Source organism: Arthrobacter sp. Soil736 (assembly GCF_001428005.1).
In the GTDB taxonomy this organism is placed as follows: Bacteria; Actinomycetota; Actinomycetes; order Actinomycetales; family Micrococcaceae; genus Arthrobacter.
The window spans coordinates 1-15427 of sequence record NZ_LMSB01000002.1 but is presented as its reverse complement, the minus strand read 5'-3'; the positions used below and the strand labels follow the sequence as shown (position 1 = coordinate 15427).

Genomic DNA, 15427 nt, shown 5'->3' with positions numbered 1-15427 from the left:
GAGCGACGTGGCTACTTACACACCATCCGCACCTGTCGGGACCCTTGATGCTCCCGTAGTTCCTAAGTCCAAGGGACGCGTTGTCGTCAACTGGATCACCTCCACCGACCACAAGACCATCGGGTACATGTACCTGATCGCGTCGTTTATCTTCTTCTGCTTCGGCGGTGTGATGGCCCTGCTCATCCGCGCCGAGCTGTTCGAACCCGGCATGCAGATCCTGCAGACCAAGGAACAGTACAACCAGCTGTTCACCATGCACGGCACGGTCATGCTGCTGATGTTCGCCACCCCGCTGTTCGCAGGGTTCGCGAACGTCATCATGCCCCTGCAGATCGGTGCGCCTGACGTCGCCTTCCCGCGGCTGAATGCCCTGGCGTTCTGGTTCTTCCTGTTCGGTTCGACCATCGCGGTGTCCGGCTTCATCACCCCGCAGGGTGCGGCGTCGTTCGGCTGGTTCGCCTACGCACCGCTGTCCAACACCACGTTCAGCCCGGGCATCGGCGGTGACCTGTGGGTCTTCGGCCTGGCGCTCTCCGGCTTCGGCACCATCCTGGGCGCGGTCAACTTCATCACCACCATCATCTGCATGCGCGCCCCCGGCATGACCATGTGGCGCATGCCGATCTTCACCTGGAACACGCTGGTGACGGCGATCCTCGTGCTGATGGCCTTCCCGCCGCTGGCCGCCGCGCTGTTCGCCCTCGGAGCCGACCGCCGCTTCGGCGCCCACATCTTCGATCCGGAAAACGGCGGCTCTGGCAGCACCTGTTCTGGTTCTTCGGCCACCCCGAGGTCTACATCATCGCGCTGCCGTTCTTCGGCATCGTCTCGGAGATCTTCCCGGTCTTCAGCCGCAAGCCGATCTTCGGCTACAAGGGCCTGGTGTACGCCACCATCGCGATCGCCGCACTGTCCGTGACCGTGTGGGCGCATCACATGTACGTCACCGGCTCGGTGCTGCTGCCGTTCTTCTCGTTCATGACCATGCTCATCGCGGTACCCACGGGTGTGAAGTTCTTCAACTGGATCGGCACCATGTGGCGCGGTTCAATCACGTTCGAGACTCCCATGCTGTGGAGCATCGGCTTCCTCATCACGTTCCTCTTCGGCGGCCTGACCGGCATCATCCTGGCCTCCCCGCCGCTGGACTTCCACGTCTCCGACTCCTACTTCGTGGTGGCGCACTTCCACTACGTGGTGTTCGGCACCGTGGTGTTCGCGATGTTCGCCGGCTTCTACTTCTGGTGGCCGAAGTGGACGGGCAAGATGCTCAACGAGCGCCTCGGCAAGATCCACTTCTGGCTCCTGTTCCTGGGCTTCCACGGCACCTTCCTGATCCAGCACTGGCTCGGCGTTGAAGGCATGCCCCGCCGCTACGCGGACTATCTGGTGGAGGACAACTTCACCTGGATGAACCAGTTCTCCACCATCTCCTCGTTCGTTCTCGGTGCGTCGCTGATCCCGTTCTTCTGGAACGTGTACATCACCTCGCGGAGTACGGAAAAGGTCCAGGTGGACGATCCCTGGGGCTTCGGTGCATCGCTGGAATGGGCAACCTCCTGCCCGCCGCCGCGCCACAACTTCACGTCCCTGCCCCGCATCCGCTCGGAGCGTCCTGCCCTGGACCTGCACCACCCCGAGCTGTCACAGTCACACACCGTTGAGTCACCGGCACCGGCAGCAGCTGTGCTCGGCAACGCCGATCAGAAGGACACCGCGCAGTGAAGATCGAATCATGGATTTTTGGAGCAGGAGTCTTCTTCTTCGTCCCTGTCTCAATGATTTACGGCTTCCTGACCCACTGGAATGAGTGGGTCGGCATCCTGGGCATCCTCCTCGTGGGCGGCCTGGCCGGAATGATCGGCGCCTACCTCGGATTCACCGGCAAGCGTGTCGGCATGCGTCCCGAGGACCGTAACGACGCTGAGATCCACGAGGGCGCCGGCGAGCAGGGCCACTTCAGCCCTTGGAGCTGGTGGCCGCTGGTGCTGGGCCTGTCCTGTGCAACCGGCTTCCTCGGTCTTGCGATGGGCTTCTGGCTCGTCTTCATCGCAGCTGGCATGGCCCTTGTGGCCCTCATCGGCTGGGTCTACGAGTACAGCCGCGGAGATGGGCCCCACCATTTGGTGGGGCCCGCCGTCGTTGTTCTTGTTGTTGACCGCGGCAATGGCCGCCTCCGGTTAGTGTCAGCCCGCCTTCTGGGACGCCAGCAGCTCTGCCAGGCCCAACAACGCCGACTCCGCCTCCACAACGCTGCGGCCGGCCGGTAGGGCCGACTCGGTGACGCCGAGCTCCACCTCGCAGCCGCAGTTAAAGTCGGCGGTCATGACCTCGAGCAGCGAACGGGCGTCGACAGCGTCAATGCCGTCTTTGCGGATGGTCACCGGCAGCCCGGTCTCCGTCACGGCACGCACAAAGACCGCTGCCGGGCGGGCGTGCAGGCCAATGGCGGCTGTGACGATGGCCTTACGAACTGGCAAATGGACTCCTCTTCCTGGACGGAACGACGCCGTCGTCTTTCGTGTTTGACGTTAAGAATATCGGGCCGGCACGGCCGCCGCGGACGTTCAGCCGCGTGGTCTAGACCTGACGGGTGAATGGCCTACCCTTGAATTGTGAACATGCATTCCAGGAGCACTTGCTGTGGCCGCTAATGCCTCCGGCATTGCCGGCGAGATCGACAGGAAAAGCGGAACCCCGATCTACGTCCAGCTTCGCGAGATCCTCAGGACGTACATCGCTACCTCGTGCCCGCCCGGCTCCGGCCTCCCGTCGGAGCGTGACCTGGCGGAGCGATTCGGGCTGGCGCGGATGACCGTCCGGCAAGCCATCGATGCTCTCGTGGGTGAGGAGGTGATCGAACGTGTGGTCGGGCTGGGCACGTTTGTACGCAAGCCCAAACTGGATCTCCAGGTCAAGCTCACCTCCTACAGCGAGGAAATGCAGCGCCGCGGAATGGTGCCGGCGGCCAAAGTACTCAGCTTTGAGCAGATCGCCGCAAGCGCCTTCCTCGCGCGCGAACTCCAGCTGGAGGAGGGAACACCCCTGGTCCGCTTCCGGCGCCTCCTGCTGGCCGATAACGAGCCAATGAGCGTGGATGAGAACTTCATCCCGGCGCACCGCGTTCCGGGCCTGCTCGACGGCGAGCCGCCCACCTCGCTGTACAACGTCCTGAGCGAACAGTTCGGCCTCGTCATGGAATGGGGCGAGGACATGATCGAGGCGACGGCCGCATCGCCCTCCACTGCAAGGCTGCTGAACGTTGAAATAGGGTCGCCGCTGCTAAAGATCCAGCGGCACGCATTTGTGGCCCGCGCAATGGTTGACTATTCCGTCTCCTACTACCGTGCCGACCGCTATAAGCTCTGGGTGCCATTGCAGCGGCCCGGCATCCGGCCCGCGCGAAACTACGCCTCGGGCTATCGCCACCAGTAGCCGGACCGGTCGGGGAGGATTCCGCCGGGGCCCGCCGGAGGAGCATTGAATGAGACGCAGAAAGGCCCGGTCCAAGCGGACCGGGCCTTTCTGTGTGCTGACCGTGACTAGCAGGTAGTCCTAGTGGCTGAGCGTCTTCTGCGCCTCGCCGGCTTCCACTGCCTCGTGGTGGCCGTGGCCGGCCTCGAGCTCAGCGGGACTTGCCGGAGCAACTCTGTCCTCGAAGAACCACTGGGACAGCTTCGCCCGCCGGTTCTCCTTGCGGGTGACGACGCCATGTTCGTTCGGCACGGCCGGAAGGGGAACAGGGGACTCGAAGCCGACAAGCTTGTAGCGCTTGTACTCGCTGAGCGGGGCGTGGACTTCGATGAACTCGCCGTGCGGCAGGCGCACGATGCGGCCGGTCTCGCGGCCGTGGAGGGCAATCTCGCGGTCCTTGCGCTGCAGGGCCAGGGCGACGCGCTTCGTGACGACGAAGGCGATGATCGGGCCGAGGAAGAACAGTGCGCGCAGCCAGTAGGTGACGTCGTTCAGTGCCACGTGGAAGTGCGTAGCGATAAGGTCCGAGCCGGCGGCTGCCCACATGACGCAGTACCAGGTGAAGCCCGCTACACCGATAGCAGTACGCGTCGGCGCATTGCGCGGACGGTCCAGCACGTGGTGCTCGCGGTCGTCCTTCGTAACCCAACGTTCGATCCACGGGTAGGTGAACAGCACGGTGAAGATGATGCCGGCCGGCACGAGCGCCGGCAGCAGGACGTTCAGCGTCAGCACGTGGCCGAAGATCACGTACTCGAAGTGGAAGTTACCGATGACACCCGGCATCAGGCGCAAGGCACCGTCAACGAAGCCGATGTACCAGTCAGGCTGGGTGCCTGCGGACACCGGGGAGGGATCGTAGGGGCCATAGTTCCAGATCGGGTTGATGGTGAAAAACCCGGCCATGAGGGCGATCACGCCGAAGACGATGAAGAAGAATCCACCGGCCTTGGCTGCGTAGACCGGGCCGAGAGGGTAGCCGACGACGTTGCCGTCGTTGCGTCCCGGGCCGGGGTACTGGGTGTGCTTGTGGACGACCACCATGAACAGGTGAAGGACGATCATCAGCAGGATCAGGGCCGGCACCAGCAGGATGTGCAGCGTGTACAGGCGGCCGATGATCATCGTGCCGGGGAACTCGCCGCCGAAGAGGAAGAACGAGATGTACGTGCCGATTACCGGAATGGATTTGATGACGCCGTCGATGATGCGCAGGCCGTTGCCGGAGAGCAGGTCATCGGGGAGTGAATAACCGGTGAATCCTTCAGCCATGGCCAGGATCAGCAGGACCCCGCCGACAACCCAGTTCATTTCGCGGGGTTTGCGGAAGGCACCCGTGAAGAAGACACGAAGCATGTGAACACCGAGGGACGCCACGAAGAGCAGAGCTGCCCAGTGGTGGACCTGGCGCATGAACAGTCCGCCACGGACGTCAAAGGAGATGTCCAGGGATGAGCTGAACGCGACCGACATTTCGACGTTCTTCAGTGGCGTGTACGAGCCCGTGTAGTGGGTTTCCGCCATGGACGGATCAAAGAAGAACGTCAGGAACGTGCCGGACAGCAGGAGGATGACGAAGGAGTACAGCGCCACTTCGCCGAACATGAAGGACCAGTGGTCAGGAAAGACCTTGCGGCCAAATTCGCGGAGGATGCCGGAACCGCCAACGCGCTGGTCGACGAAATCGGTAATGCGGCCGCCTTTAGTTTTGGCGGCGAAGGCGGGGGCTTCAGCTGTTGATGTTGCGCTCATGCTCATCACGCTCCCAGTAGCTCGGTCCGACAGGTTCGTTGAAGTCGCTCGTGGCGACCAGGTATCCCTCATCATCGACTGCGATGGGCAGCTGGGGGAGGGGACGGCTGGCCGGGCCAAAGATAACCTTGCATTCCTTGGTGAGGTCGAAGGTCGACTGGTGGCACGGGCACAGCAGATGGTGCGTCTGCTGCTCATACAGGGCAACGGGGCATCCGACGTGGGTGCAGATCTTGGAGTACGCGACGATGCCGTTGTAGCCCCAGTTCTCCCGGCCGGGAGACGGGTTGAGCGAGGCCGGATCGAGGCGCATGAGCAGAACGACGGCCTTGGCCTTCTCGTTCAGCTTGCCTTCGTGGAGTTCGTTCAGCCCTTCCGGGATGACGTGGAAAGCAGAACCGATGGTGACGTCCGACGCCTTGATCGGCGTTCCGTCGGGGTCGCGGGTCAGGCGCTTGAGCTTGCCCTCCTGCGGGGCCCACATGGTGTGCGACAGCTTGTCATCAGGCCGGGGACCAAGGTCGCCGAATACTGCCAGGGCCGGGAGCGGCGCCAGCGCCACGGCGCCGAGCAGGGTGTTCCGGATGAGGGGACGGCGCTTGATGCCCGTTTCCTCGACGATGTCGTCAACGATGCGTACCGCTGCCTGGCGGTCGTCTTCCTCGCGGATTGCGTGACGTTCCTCGGATACTTCGTGGTCCGGCATAAGGGCCTTGGCCCAGTGCACAATGCCTGTACCGATGCCGAGCATGGCGAAGGCCGTACCCACGCCCAGGAGCGCGTTCTGCAGCCTGATCGTAGCGATCGTTGAGTCATCGCCCAGGTCAATAGCGAAGTACGCCACCAGGAAGATCACGGTGCCAACGACCGACGTGCCGAACAGAATGGCTACCTGCCGTTCTGCTCGCTTTGCGGCCTTCGGGTCCGTGTCAGCCAGGCGCAAACGGTGCGGGGGAATTCCAGGATCCTGGAACTTCTCCACCTCATTCTGACCAGCCGTAGCTACGGTGCCCGAGTGGTTCGGACTGCCGTCACTATGGTTGCCCATGATTCGCCTCATCCTTCTCTCGTCTCGGCGTTGCCGAGTTAATGTTCAATTTCAAACCTGCTGAACGGTCAGCAGGACATTCTTGTTGTGTTCTGCGCGTGCTAGGACGTGCGGGAGGTCAGCCAGATGGTGAAGGCGATAATGACGCCGAGGCCCGCGATCCAGACGAACAGGCCTTCCGATACAGGGCCGATGGCACCAAGGTCGGCGCCGCCGGGCGAGCCGTTGGCCTCGATCTGCTTGAGGAACGTAATGACGTCCCGCTTGCCCTCCGGAGAGATGTTCGCGTCATTGAAGACCGGCATGTTCTGCGGTCCGGTGACCATTGCTTCGTAAATGTGCTTGCCCGAAACATCGGCGAGGGCCGGAGCGAACTTACCGCGGGTCAGGGCGCCGCCCGCTGCAGCAGCGTTGTGGCACATCGCGCAGTTCGTGCGGAACAGCTCGCCGCCCTTGGCGGCGTCACCCTTCTCGTCGAGGACACCGGCTTCAGGGATGGAGGGCCCGGGGCCGAGGGAGGCGACGTAGGCGGCCAGCTGGTGGGTCTGCTGGTCATTGAACTGAGCCGGCTTCTTGTAAGCCTGAGGTCCGTTCATCTGCATGGGCATGCGGCCGGTGCCTACCTGGAAGTCAACGGCAGCAGCGCCGACACCTACCAGGGACGGACCGTCCTTAGTTCCGCTGGCACCCATGCCGTGGCAGGTGGCGCAGTTGGCGGCGAAGAGCTTTCCGCCTTCCTCTGTGTCAGTGGCGCTGAACTCGGCGGTGCTGGCTTTTGCCTGGTTGACGGTGGTGGCAACGGCGTACAGCCCACCAGTGAGGAGGAGTCCCATCAACAAGAGCGCAATGGCTGCCAGTGGGTGACGTCGCTTCTGCGAGAGTGCCTTCACGTGGTGGTTCCTTTATTCGATCGTGCGTCGGCTCCGGGAGCCGCTTCTTGAAATTCTGTCTCTTGTGGAAAAAGAGCCAAGTCCTGGCTACTGGAGGACATAGATGACCAGGAAGAGGCCAATCCAGACGACGTCCACAAAGTGCCAGTAGTACGAGGTGACAATCGCCGACGTCGCCTCGAAGTGACCGAACTTCTTCGCAGCGAAGGAGCGGCCCATGATGAGGAGGAACGCGATCAGGCCGCCGATGACGTGCAGGCCGTGGAAGCCGGTGGTCATGTAGAAGGCGGAACCGTAAGCGTTGGTCGAAAGGGTCACGTGCTCGGAAACGAGCATGGCGTATTCCGTCGACTGGCCGGCCACGAAGAACGAGCCCATGAGGAACGTCAGGGTGAACCACTCGTTCATGCCCCAGCGGGTGAACTGCAGCGGACCGCCGCTGCGTCGCGGCTGGAGCCTTTCGGCGGCAAAAACGCCCATCTGGCAAGTGAATGAACTTGCCACGAGGACGATCGTGTTGACGAGCGCAAAGGGGAAGTTGAGCTTTGCTGTCTCTTCGGCCCACATCTGTCCGGACGTAGACCGGAGGGTGAAGTACATGGCGAAGAGGCCGGCGAAGAACATCAACTCGCTGGACAGCCAGACTACGGTTCCAACAGAAACCATATTGGGGCGGTTCAGCGTGGGGTGCGCCGGGGTACTGGGGGCATGGGTCGCAGATGTCACATAGACATTATGTCTGTAAAACTCCGTCCTGCCCAACGCAAACCGTCTTTTGCGGAGACTTTTTCTACAAAGACGCGAAATCGCGCGGAAAAGTTCCCGGCACCGTTCACATTGGTTTTCTGAACGCGCACCTCGATAGCATCAGGAGGTGACTTCTCAGGCATCGGCACTGGCGGCAGGCAACACCTGGCCGCGGCTCATCTCCGCACTTATGGACGGTAAAGACCTGACTGCGGACAACACCGCATGGGCCATGGACACCATCATGTCCGGGGAGGCGACGCCCGCCCAGATCGCCGGCTTCCTTGTTGCGCTGCGCGCCAAGGGGGAGACCGTGGAGGAGCTCGCCGGCCTCGTCGACGCCATGGTTGCCCACGCGAAGCCCATTGACATTGCGGGCGAGAAGCTCGACATCGTGGGCACCGGCGGGGACCAGCTGAACACAGTTAACATCTCCACCATGGCCGCACTCGTTTGCGCCGGAGCCGGCGCAAGAGTGGTCAAGCACGGAAACCGTGCCGCGTCGTCGTCGTCGGGTTCTGCTGATGTTCTCGAGGCCCTCGGAGTGCGGCTGGACCTTTCCATCCCTGATGTTGCCCGCAACGCGGAAGAGGCGGGCATTACGTTCTGCTTTGCCCAGGTGTTCCATCCGTCGTTCCGCCACACCGCCGTGCCCCGCCGGGAGCTCGCCATACCCACGGCCTTTAACTTCCTTGGGCCCCTGACCAACCCGGCCGGGGTCCAGGCCTCCGCCGTCGGGGTGGCCAACGCGCGCATGGCGCCCCTGGTGGCTGGCGTGCTGGCCCGGCGGGGAAGCCGCGGCCTGGTATTTCGCGGCAGCGACGGCCTGGATGAACTGACCACCACCGGCCCGTCCACTGTGTGGGAGATCCGCAACGGTGAAGTGACCGAACAGCAGTTTTCGCCGCAGGACCTTGGCATCCGTCCCGCAACCGTGGAGGAACTTCGCGGCGGTGACGCCCAAGCCAATGCCGCCGTCGTCCGCGACGTCCTGGCCGGCGTGGCCGGCCCCGTCCGCGACGCCGTCTTGCTGAATGCCGCGGCAGGGCTCGTTGCCTACGATCTTGACGCCACCGGACCGCTGACGGAGCGCATGCGCCTGGCGCTCGGACGTGCCGCAGAATCGATTGATTCCGGCGCCGCTGCCGCCGTCCTGGGCAAGTGGGTCAGCCTGACACAGGCGTAAAGCAGAAGGAGGATGGCCCGGCACCAACGTGCCGGGCCATCCTCCTTCGAGCGTTAGCTACTCGAAGCCCAGTGCAAATGCGGCGTCGAGGTCATGCTGCGAATATGCGCGGAAGGCTATATGCGTGGTGGTGTGCACCACAGCGGGCACCTTGGACAGTTTGTCAGCGATCACGTCTGCAAGGTCTTCATGCTGCGCCACGCGGGCCACGGCGATCAGGTCCCATTCCCCGGTGACGGAGTAAACCTCGCTGATGCCCTGTATGGCGGAAATCTCCTCGGCCGTCTCCGGTATTCGAGAGGCGTCGGTCTTGATCAGGACAAATGCGGTGATCACTATGAACCCTTCCGGATCAGTTGTGCCGTGACGGTGCCCGGCTCGTGTGCGCTGTGGTGCCAGCCTAGTACATCAGCCTCGCTGCCGGGATCGCCGCAGCCGGAGCAGGCCAGTGACCAGAAGACGGTAGCCGAGGAGGAAAACGGCGAGGCTCAGGAGCGCCACAATGATAAACGGCAACACCACTGCCTGCCCCGTCAATGCGCGGATGACCATCCCGATGCCCACGGCGCCAAGCCATACCGCAACGCCGGCCGGCCACACCGCCAGGGGGCGGTGCCACACGCGCAGCAGGAGCCAGGCAGCGGCCGCGCCGGCCAGGAACGGCCAGGCGGTAAGCAGGACCCCGGCCACGGATTCCCCCCGGGAATGGGCGTCCCGGCCTATGGCGGCGAACGTCAGGATGAGCGCGGTGTCCGCGGCCGCCGCGGCGGCAATGAGTCGGGGAGCGGACCGCTGGGTCGCGGTTTCTTCTGTGGAACGCATGCCTCCGAGCCTATCGGTTCTGAGGCAATCTGTTCCGGGTCTGTCCGGTCCGGGCACGGTGTTGCCCCGGCCGGGAAAATCGCCGACGATGGCTCGACGGACAGTGCAACATCCCGCGAAGGAGGACCATTGAGACTCATTCAGGTCGCACAGCGCGCCGAGAACCTCGACCGGGCGGCGGAGTTCTATTCGGTCCTGCTTGGGACCCGGCCGCAGGCCGTGTTTGATCCGCCGGGACTGCTTTTCTTCGATCTCGACGGCGTCCGCCTCCTGCTCGAGAGGGGAGCTCCGGCGTCGCTGATCTACCTGGCCGTCCCGGATGTCAGGCGGCTTATGGAGGAACTGGAAGCCGGGGGAGTCGAGGTGGTCGCCGCACCCCAGGTGATCTTCCGCCACGAGGATTCGAAGCTGGGCCCCGCCGGGACCGACGAATGGATGGGTTTCATCAGGGACAGCGAAGGCAACACTGTGGGACTGGTCAGCCAGCTGCCGGGCGGCGGGCCGCCCGTCTAGGACGACTGTCAGGGCGGCCTTGCTGGTGGCAAGAATGATGATTGCGAACCAGGCCATTCCTTCGACGTTGTGAACCAGCGGCAGCAGGATTCCCATCAGGAGCGGGGAAGCGTCCGGCGGCAGAAACTGCGGGATCATCGCCATGTAAAAGGCGCCCACCTTGGGGTTCACTTCCAGGCGCTGAACGGGGGGCCCGCGTTCTCATTCACCGCAGCGGTGTCATTCGTGATCGACTGCGCCTCACAGGATGAAGTGGACCGTTACTGGAACGCACTGACCGACGGCGGGACCGAGAGCCAGTGCGGGTGGCTCAAGGACAGGTACGGGGGTCTCGTGGCAGATCGTGCCGTCGGTGCTCGGCCAGCTCATCGGCGGGCCGGATCCGGCAGGATCCCAGCGCGCTGTCCAGGCCATGCTGGGCACGCGGAAGCTTGACATCGCCGAACTTCAAAAAGCGTACGACGGCGACTAGTCACGTCATGTTGTCCGCGACACAATTGAAATCACTGCGCTGAGGAAAACAGGTAGTGCGGCTGCCGACGCGGCAACGATGATGCCTGCTCCCACCCAGGCAGGTGTGTGCGCCCTCCCGCGCGTGCCCGGTGAGAACGCCGGGAAGATCGTCATCCAGGTCAGCAGCGCCAGTGCGCCCAACCCCACGGCGAGCGCTGCAGGCGGGAAGAGCACGAATCCAGTGAGCAGTGGAACGTAGTATTTGGCTGTCCTGTCGGCCCACAGGGGTAGCCGCTCACTCCACCAGCCAGCCGCTGCGGCGGCGACGGCGCCGTGCAGGATCGACAGGCCGGTGAACAGAACGATTGCGAGCCACCCGGGTCCCACAATGTTGAAGTCAATGTTGTCTGCCCGCAGGGGATCGAGCAGGGCGCCCAGCCAGATGAGAACGAGTATCCCAAGCAAGGGTCCAGCCAGCCGGCCGGCCGGGAGCCAGCGGTGCAGGACAACGTACAGGATCGCGACGAGGTAACCCGCGGGCAGTCCGGCGAAGAGGAACAGGGCCAGAGACCCTTCAAGGGTCGGAAAGCCGACGTTGGCCTGGGCCTCCGTCAGCCGGCCCTGCGCCGAGTCCGGCGAGGTGAACGCAAGGACCCGCATGATCAGCCGGCCGCCGGGCCACGCGGCCAACAATGCGGAGGCAAGCGCCGCGAAGGTGGCGACGTTGGCCCACCAAAGATACGTCCGGAGCACAGCAATTTTGGCGTCCGATGGGTCCTCCCGTGCTCCTCGGACTGCGCCCGGCGACGGGCCTGCAGAGCCAAGCGGGAGAGAAGGAGCGGCGGGGACGCCGGCAGGGGCGGCCGCGGGACTTTTAAGCGGATGGCCTCCCCACCTGATGACTGTGAGGAGACCGAGCAACAGCAAGACGGTGCACCCGATCACTATTGCGAGGGCCATTTCCAATCACCACCGGGGTAGGGATGTGACCATTGTGCTCCCGGGAGCCCGCCTTCGCCATCCCTAGCCGGCTTCGATGACTCCCTTGAGGTTCGTGAGCTGGGCGACTTCGGATTCCATGGTTTTGGTGACAAGGGAGTCCAGGACTCTCATCACAAGCGGAAGCTTGAGATCAAGGCTGAAGCGGACCGTGGTGCTTCCATCATGTTCCGTTAGCTGGTAGCGGCCCGCGGGACGGGCAGGTCCGGCCACTACCTGGAACCCCAGGAGGCGGCCCGGTTCGGCGTCGGTGATCTCGTAGTCTCCCTGCAAGGGCCGCCCTTTGGGACCCGTCAGCGTTTGGCTGTAGACGGCTCCGGGTTCTCCGGCGGCGCCGCTCTTGAGCGCAATTTTTTGGACGCCCGGCCGCCACTTCGGGTTGTTGAGCCCGTCCGCGAGGAAAGCATAGACCTCCCCGGCGGGTCGGTTGATGGTGATGTCGTTCTCGGCGTGCGCCATGTAGTTCCTTTCGGGTCAGGCACTTCTCGGGTCAGGCACTTCGATCATGGGACTTCGACCAGACCGTAAGGCTACAGCCTCCGTGCAGGCTCGGCGCTCCTCGGAGCCAGCGTCAGGGACGCGACGCGTTCCAGCCTGGGGTGCAGGTGGTCGCCGTCGTCCACCACGCCTGTCTCCCACCAAAGGTTCAGCCCCTCCGGCGCCACCTCGAGGCAGGCCAGGCTGTTGTAGAACCACAGGCCCTTGAGTCCGGACCAGCGGAATGGCGGGTCCGGAACGTGCGCCGAATGCGCGGCCAGGGAACCTACCGGCGTGGCCAGGCCGTAGGACATGACGGCCGCGAAGGACCTCATTATCCGGGGCAGCGGGTTGCGGATGGGGGAGCAGACTGCCTGCACGATCCGGCTGCCCGCAGCACGCTCCACCTCCGAAACGTAGGAGTAGTGGACGTCACCGGAGAGGAATGCGATTACTTCAGGCGCGGGGCCGCGTTTGCCGTCGGCGACCTCGGCCACCATGTCCGCGACCTTCCGGAAGCTCTTCTGGAACGCAGCCCAGTGTTCTAGGTCCAATGCCTGGCGCAGCTTCTCGCCGGCCCGGGCAGCCAGTTTCCCCCATGCGCCTTCGGAAACGGCCTCATTCCAGGACTCCACATAGTGCAGGCCCATCGGCAACAGGAACGGCAGCGACGTCGCCACCAGCAGGTGGCGGAAACCGCCACGCATCCGGTTATCGAGCCAGGTCATTTCCGCCTCGTCAATCAGGGCGCGGTCTTCAGGGGCCAGGCTCCGGGCGGCGCGGGAGTCCACCACTATCAGTCGCGTGTCCCCGAAATCCCGGCAGAAGCTCCACCGGTAGGATGTCGGATCCTGGTTGGCCCGTTCGGCGAAGCTGTCCAGCTCTACGGTCACGTCGAGCTCAGCCTCGCCGGCGTGCCCGGCGATCTGCTGCCAGACAGCATCCTCAGTCCGCTGCTGCGGCGACAGGTTCCCCAGATGCTGGTAGACCCAGTACGAGGCCAGCCCCGCGACAATCCGCTCATGCCACCACGAGGTGGCTTCCATCCTCTTCCTCCAGCTCCTTGAGGCGTTCCAGTCGTCGCGGATGTCGTGGTCGTCAAAGATCATGGCGCTGGGAAGCGTGGACAGCAGCCACCTGTTTGCCGGGTCCGACCAGGCCAGATAGTAGAGGTGGGAGTATTCCTCGTAGTCCTTGAGCTCCTTGCCCGGAGGAGCCTCGATGTCCCGGCGGGCGCGGATGAATTGCTGCATCTGCTCGCTGGTCAGGTCGGCGTACACTTGGTCGCCGAGGAAGGCCACCAGGTCCGGCCACGACCGGCCACTGCCGGTGGCCATGCCTAGCGCGTAAGCACGGAGCGAGTCGACGCCGTGGGACCGGTTGCCGGATGCGTCGTGCGGGACACTGGTGCGGCAGGAGCCATAGGCCATCCGAAGCGGCTTGCCGGGTTTCAGTGTCGCGATGACCGGCGGCGGGAACCCGGACAGGGGTTCGGGCCAGACCTGGGTCCCGTTGGCTTCGAGGGTGTAGGGCGTGACCGTTCCTGCCGGCAGTCCGTCCACGGCCACCAGCGCGTAGTGGTGGCCGTGCACAGCGAAGGTGCGGGCCTCCCATTCCCTGCCCCCGGCACGGACCGCGACCCGGGCGGCTTCCTGGGTCTCCACCCAGATACTCGCCGAGGTTTCATCCACGTACCGCATCATCGGGCCGAGCACCAGGAGCGAGGTCGTCATGGTTCCGTTGTACCTGCTGGTGCCAGGAGCGGCCATGGCTCGGCGGCAAAGCCGACTCCTGCTCGGGAATTTGTGGATGTGCCGCGCGGGTGGTGTGGCCAGATGCCCAACCTCACCATTAGACTCGCCGCAGCAGCCGATGCGGACGACGTCTGGAGTCTCGTTCAGGATTTCGCCCCGACATTCCGGCCGGAGCGGGAAGCCTTTGACCGAACATTCCAGTCGCTCGTCGAGGCGTCCCAGGTGCTCGTCCTCGTAGCCGAACAGAGTGACGGATCCGTTGTCGGCTATCTCATAGGCCATTGTCGCGCCACGTTTCTTGCCAGCGGCCGTGTTGCCTGGGTCGAGGAGGTTATGGTCCACGAGCGAGAACGCCGGAATGGACTGGGCCGGGCCTTGATGCTTGAAGTCGAGTCATGGGCTGAATCGCAAGGCGCTGCCTATGTGTCGTTGGCGAGTCGTCGTGCCGGTGATTTCTATCGTGGCCTCGCGTACGAGGACGCCGCGACCTTCTTTAAGAAGGCCCTCAATTCGCAGTGAGGCACTCGTACAGGCGTCGGATGGCCCTCAGAGTCGCAATGTTCGGCGCCGTCCCAGCGCTGGCTGATCTAGATAGTGAGCTGGATTAGTCCAGCATTGGTGGGACGGAAACCGCACGCATCGAAGTAGAAGCTTTTCAACTGATCTTCGAAGTCAACGTGAAGCCATTGGCAGCCTGCTTTCCTGGAGTGCTCCGTTGCAACGGCCACGAGTATCTTTCCGATGCCCTGCCGGCGCGCCCGATGTGCCACCAAAGTGTCTTCGATAAATGCATGCACCCGACCGTCCCAGATCACGTTGACGAAGCCTACGAGCCCCTGGCCGTCGCGTGCTGTGACCCACCCCAGGCTGAGGCGCGAGAGCAGATCAGCCCAATCGTCATCAAAATAGGCATGATTGAAGCCTTCGGCGTGCAATTGATTGATTTCTTCGTTCCGAAACGCTCCGCGCCATTCCCAAGTGATCGTCATGCTGAACAGCATTGCAGATTGGACCCCTGCCAACGGAGGGGGCAGTAGGTTACTCGGATGATGAACGCCGGATGCATCCCGGCCGGGACCAATCACCGGCGCAGGCATAGGGCCCATCGGAGTCACGAAAGTTGTCTCGGCTGTGAAACGGGGGCCACGACGCTGTGGCGCCCCCGACAACTATAGGCGAAATGTGACTCATGCAACACCCGGCGACGAGACTCACCAATAGTGCTCGCGAAACGGGGTGCATGCCTCATTTGAGAAACGCTCGCGAAATCACGGGCCGCTACGGGCACGGCGGTGACGATGAGGGATGG

The 15427-nt window shown here is 63.6% G+C and carries 15 protein-coding genes and 3 pseudogenes; 7 read left to right on the top strand and 11 right to left on the bottom strand.

Annotated elements, in window-relative coordinates:
* The first annotated feature begins 7 nt into the window (after nucleotides 1-7).
* Nucleotides 8-1728 (top strand): annotated as a pseudogene (gene ctaD / locus ASG92_RS02420) (cytochrome c oxidase subunit I).
* Nucleotides 1725-2123, top strand: a pseudogene (locus ASG92_RS02415) (cytochrome c oxidase subunit 4); the annotation flags it as partial. The pseudogenes ctaD and ASG92_RS02415, both read left to right, overlap by 4 nt.
* Nucleotides 2124-2189: 66 nt before the next feature.
* On the opposite strand, the gene ASG92_RS02410 reads toward ASG92_RS02415, so the two are convergent.
* The gene (locus ASG92_RS02410) at nucleotides 2190-2483 is read right to left on the bottom strand and encodes an HPr family phosphocarrier protein (protein WP_056623987.1); all 294 of its coding nucleotides are present in this window, start codon (nucleotides 2481-2483) and stop codon (nucleotides 2190-2192) included.
* A 163-nt stretch (nucleotides 2484-2646) separates the two neighbouring features.
* Here ASG92_RS02410 and ASG92_RS02405 point away from each other — a divergent pair, with 163 nt between their 5' ends.
* Complete coding sequence (locus tag ASG92_RS02405) at nucleotides 2647-3438, top strand: GntR family transcriptional regulator (RefSeq protein ID WP_056623984.1); 792 nt, start codon at nucleotides 2647-2649, stop codon at nucleotides 3436-3438.
* A gap of 120 nt (nucleotides 3439-3558) precedes the next feature.
* Here the strand turns inward: ASG92_RS02405 and ASG92_RS02400 are convergent, their stop codons facing one another.
* The 4 genes from ASG92_RS02400 to ASG92_RS02385 all read right to left on the bottom strand — a co-directional run bounded on the left by ASG92_RS02400 (nucleotide 3559) and on the right by ASG92_RS02385 (nucleotide 7893).
* Nucleotides 3559-5229, bottom strand: coding sequence for a cytochrome bc complex cytochrome b subunit (locus ASG92_RS02400; RefSeq protein WP_056623981.1), 1671 nt, complete (start codon nucleotides 5227-5229; stop codon nucleotides 3559-3561).
* Nucleotides 5207-6277: a Rieske 2Fe-2S domain-containing protein gene (locus tag ASG92_RS02395; RefSeq protein WP_056623979.1), complete on the bottom strand. Its 1071-nt coding sequence runs from the start codon at nucleotides 6275-6277 to the stop codon at nucleotides 5207-5209. Before ASG92_RS02395 ends, ASG92_RS02400 begins: the two co-directional genes overlap by 23 nt.
* Before the next feature lie 101 nt (nucleotides 6278-6378).
* Entirely contained in the window at nucleotides 6379-7167 is a 789-nt protein-coding gene (locus tag ASG92_RS02390; protein ID WP_056623976.1) for a c-type cytochrome, read from the bottom strand.
* A gap of 87 nt (nucleotides 7168-7254) precedes the next feature.
* Nucleotides 7255-7893, bottom strand: coding sequence for a heme-copper oxidase subunit III (locus tag ASG92_RS02385; protein WP_200951863.1), 639 nt, complete (start codon nucleotides 7891-7893; stop codon nucleotides 7255-7257).
* 148 nt (nucleotides 7894-8041) lie between these two features.
* Between ASG92_RS02385 and trpD the strand changes: the two genes are divergently transcribed.
* Entirely contained in the window at nucleotides 8042-9100 is a 1059-nt protein-coding gene (gene trpD, locus ASG92_RS02380; protein ID WP_056623970.1) for an anthranilate phosphoribosyltransferase, read from the top strand.
* Nucleotides 9101-9157: 57 nt separating this feature from the next.
* Here trpD and ASG92_RS02375 read toward each other — a convergent pair whose 3' ends face one another.
* Nucleotides 9158-9436 (bottom strand): Lrp/AsnC ligand binding domain-containing protein, encoded by a 279-nt coding sequence (locus ASG92_RS02375; RefSeq protein WP_056623968.1) that lies wholly within the window; start codon nucleotides 9434-9436, stop codon nucleotides 9158-9160.
* A gap of 72 nt (nucleotides 9437-9508) precedes the next feature.
* Complete coding sequence (locus ASG92_RS02370) at nucleotides 9509-9922, bottom strand: DUF3054 domain-containing protein (protein WP_056623965.1); 414 nt, start codon at nucleotides 9920-9922, stop codon at nucleotides 9509-9511.
* A 129-nt stretch (nucleotides 9923-10051) separates the two neighbouring features.
* On the opposite strand from ASG92_RS02370, the gene ASG92_RS02365 reads away from it, so the two are divergent.
* Both ASG92_RS02365 and ASG92_RS02360 read left to right on the top strand, forming a co-directional pair.
* Complete coding sequence (locus ASG92_RS02365; protein WP_056623962.1) at nucleotides 10052-10435, top strand: VOC family protein; 384 nt, start codon at nucleotides 10052-10054, stop codon at nucleotides 10433-10435.
* Nucleotides 10436-10606: 171 nt separating this feature from the next.
* Nucleotides 10607-10907: pseudogene (locus tag ASG92_RS02360) on the top strand (VOC family protein); the annotation flags it as partial.
* A gap of 5 nt (nucleotides 10908-10912) precedes the next feature.
* Here ASG92_RS02360 and ASG92_RS02355 read toward each other — a convergent pair.
* The 3 genes from ASG92_RS02355 to ASG92_RS02345 all read right to left on the bottom strand — a co-directional run bounded on the left by ASG92_RS02355 (nucleotide 10913) and on the right by ASG92_RS02345 (nucleotide 14097).
* Complete coding sequence (locus tag ASG92_RS02355) at nucleotides 10913-11641, bottom strand: hypothetical protein (protein WP_056623958.1); 729 nt, start codon at nucleotides 11639-11641, stop codon at nucleotides 10913-10915.
* Between the two features lie 270 nt (nucleotides 11642-11911).
* Nucleotides 11912-12346, bottom strand: a complete 435-nt coding sequence (locus ASG92_RS02350; protein WP_056623954.1) for an SRPBCC family protein — start codon at nucleotides 12344-12346, stop codon at nucleotides 11912-11914.
* Between the two features lie 71 nt (nucleotides 12347-12417).
* Nucleotides 12418-14097, bottom strand: coding sequence for an alkaline phosphatase D family protein (locus ASG92_RS02345; protein ID WP_056624331.1), 1680 nt, complete (start codon nucleotides 14095-14097; stop codon nucleotides 12418-12420).
* A gap of 102 nt (nucleotides 14098-14199) precedes the next feature.
* Here ASG92_RS02345 and ASG92_RS02340 point away from each other — a divergent pair, with 102 nt between their 5' ends.
* Nucleotides 14200-14637: a GNAT family N-acetyltransferase gene (locus tag ASG92_RS02340; protein ID WP_056623951.1), complete on the top strand. Its 438-nt coding sequence runs from the start codon at nucleotides 14200-14202 to the stop codon at nucleotides 14635-14637.
* A 68-nt stretch (nucleotides 14638-14705) separates the two neighbouring features.
* Here the strand turns inward: ASG92_RS02340 and ASG92_RS02335 are convergent, their stop codons facing one another.
* Nucleotides 14706-15107: a GNAT family N-acetyltransferase gene (locus ASG92_RS02335; RefSeq protein ID WP_056624328.1), complete on the bottom strand. Its 402-nt coding sequence runs from the start codon at nucleotides 15105-15107 to the stop codon at nucleotides 14706-14708.
* Between the last annotated feature and the right edge of the window lie 320 nt (nucleotides 15108-15427).

What these genes read in the sequence shown, in the direction of transcription:
- ASG92_RS02370 (WP_056623965.1), bottom strand. Translation starts at nt 9,922, where the DNA reads ATGCGTTCCACAGAAGAAACCGCGACCCAGCGGTCCGCTCCCCGACTC.
- ASG92_RS02350 (WP_056623954.1), bottom strand. Translation starts at nt 12,346, where the DNA reads ATGGCGCACGCCGAGAACGACATCACCATCAACCGACCCGCCGGGGAG.
- ASG92_RS02340 (WP_056623951.1), top strand. Translation starts at nt 14,200, where the DNA reads ATGCCCAACCTCACCATTAGACTCGCCGCAGCAGCCGATGCGGACGAC.
- ASG92_RS02335 (WP_056624328.1), bottom strand. Translation starts at nt 15,107, where the DNA reads ATGACGATCACTTGGGAATGGCGCGGAGCGTTTCGGAACGAAGAAATC.
- ASG92_RS02400 (WP_056623981.1), bottom strand. Translation starts at nt 5,229, where the DNA reads ATGAGCGCAACATCAACAGCTGAAGCCCCCGCCTTCGCCGCCAAAACT.
- ASG92_RS02395 (WP_056623979.1), bottom strand. Translation starts at nt 6,277, where the DNA reads ATGGGCAACCATAGTGACGGCAGTCCGAACCACTCGGGCACCGTAGCT.
- ASG92_RS02345 (WP_056624331.1), bottom strand. Translation starts at nt 14,097, where the DNA reads ATGACGACCTCGCTCCTGGTGCTCGGCCCGATGATGCGGTACGTGGAT.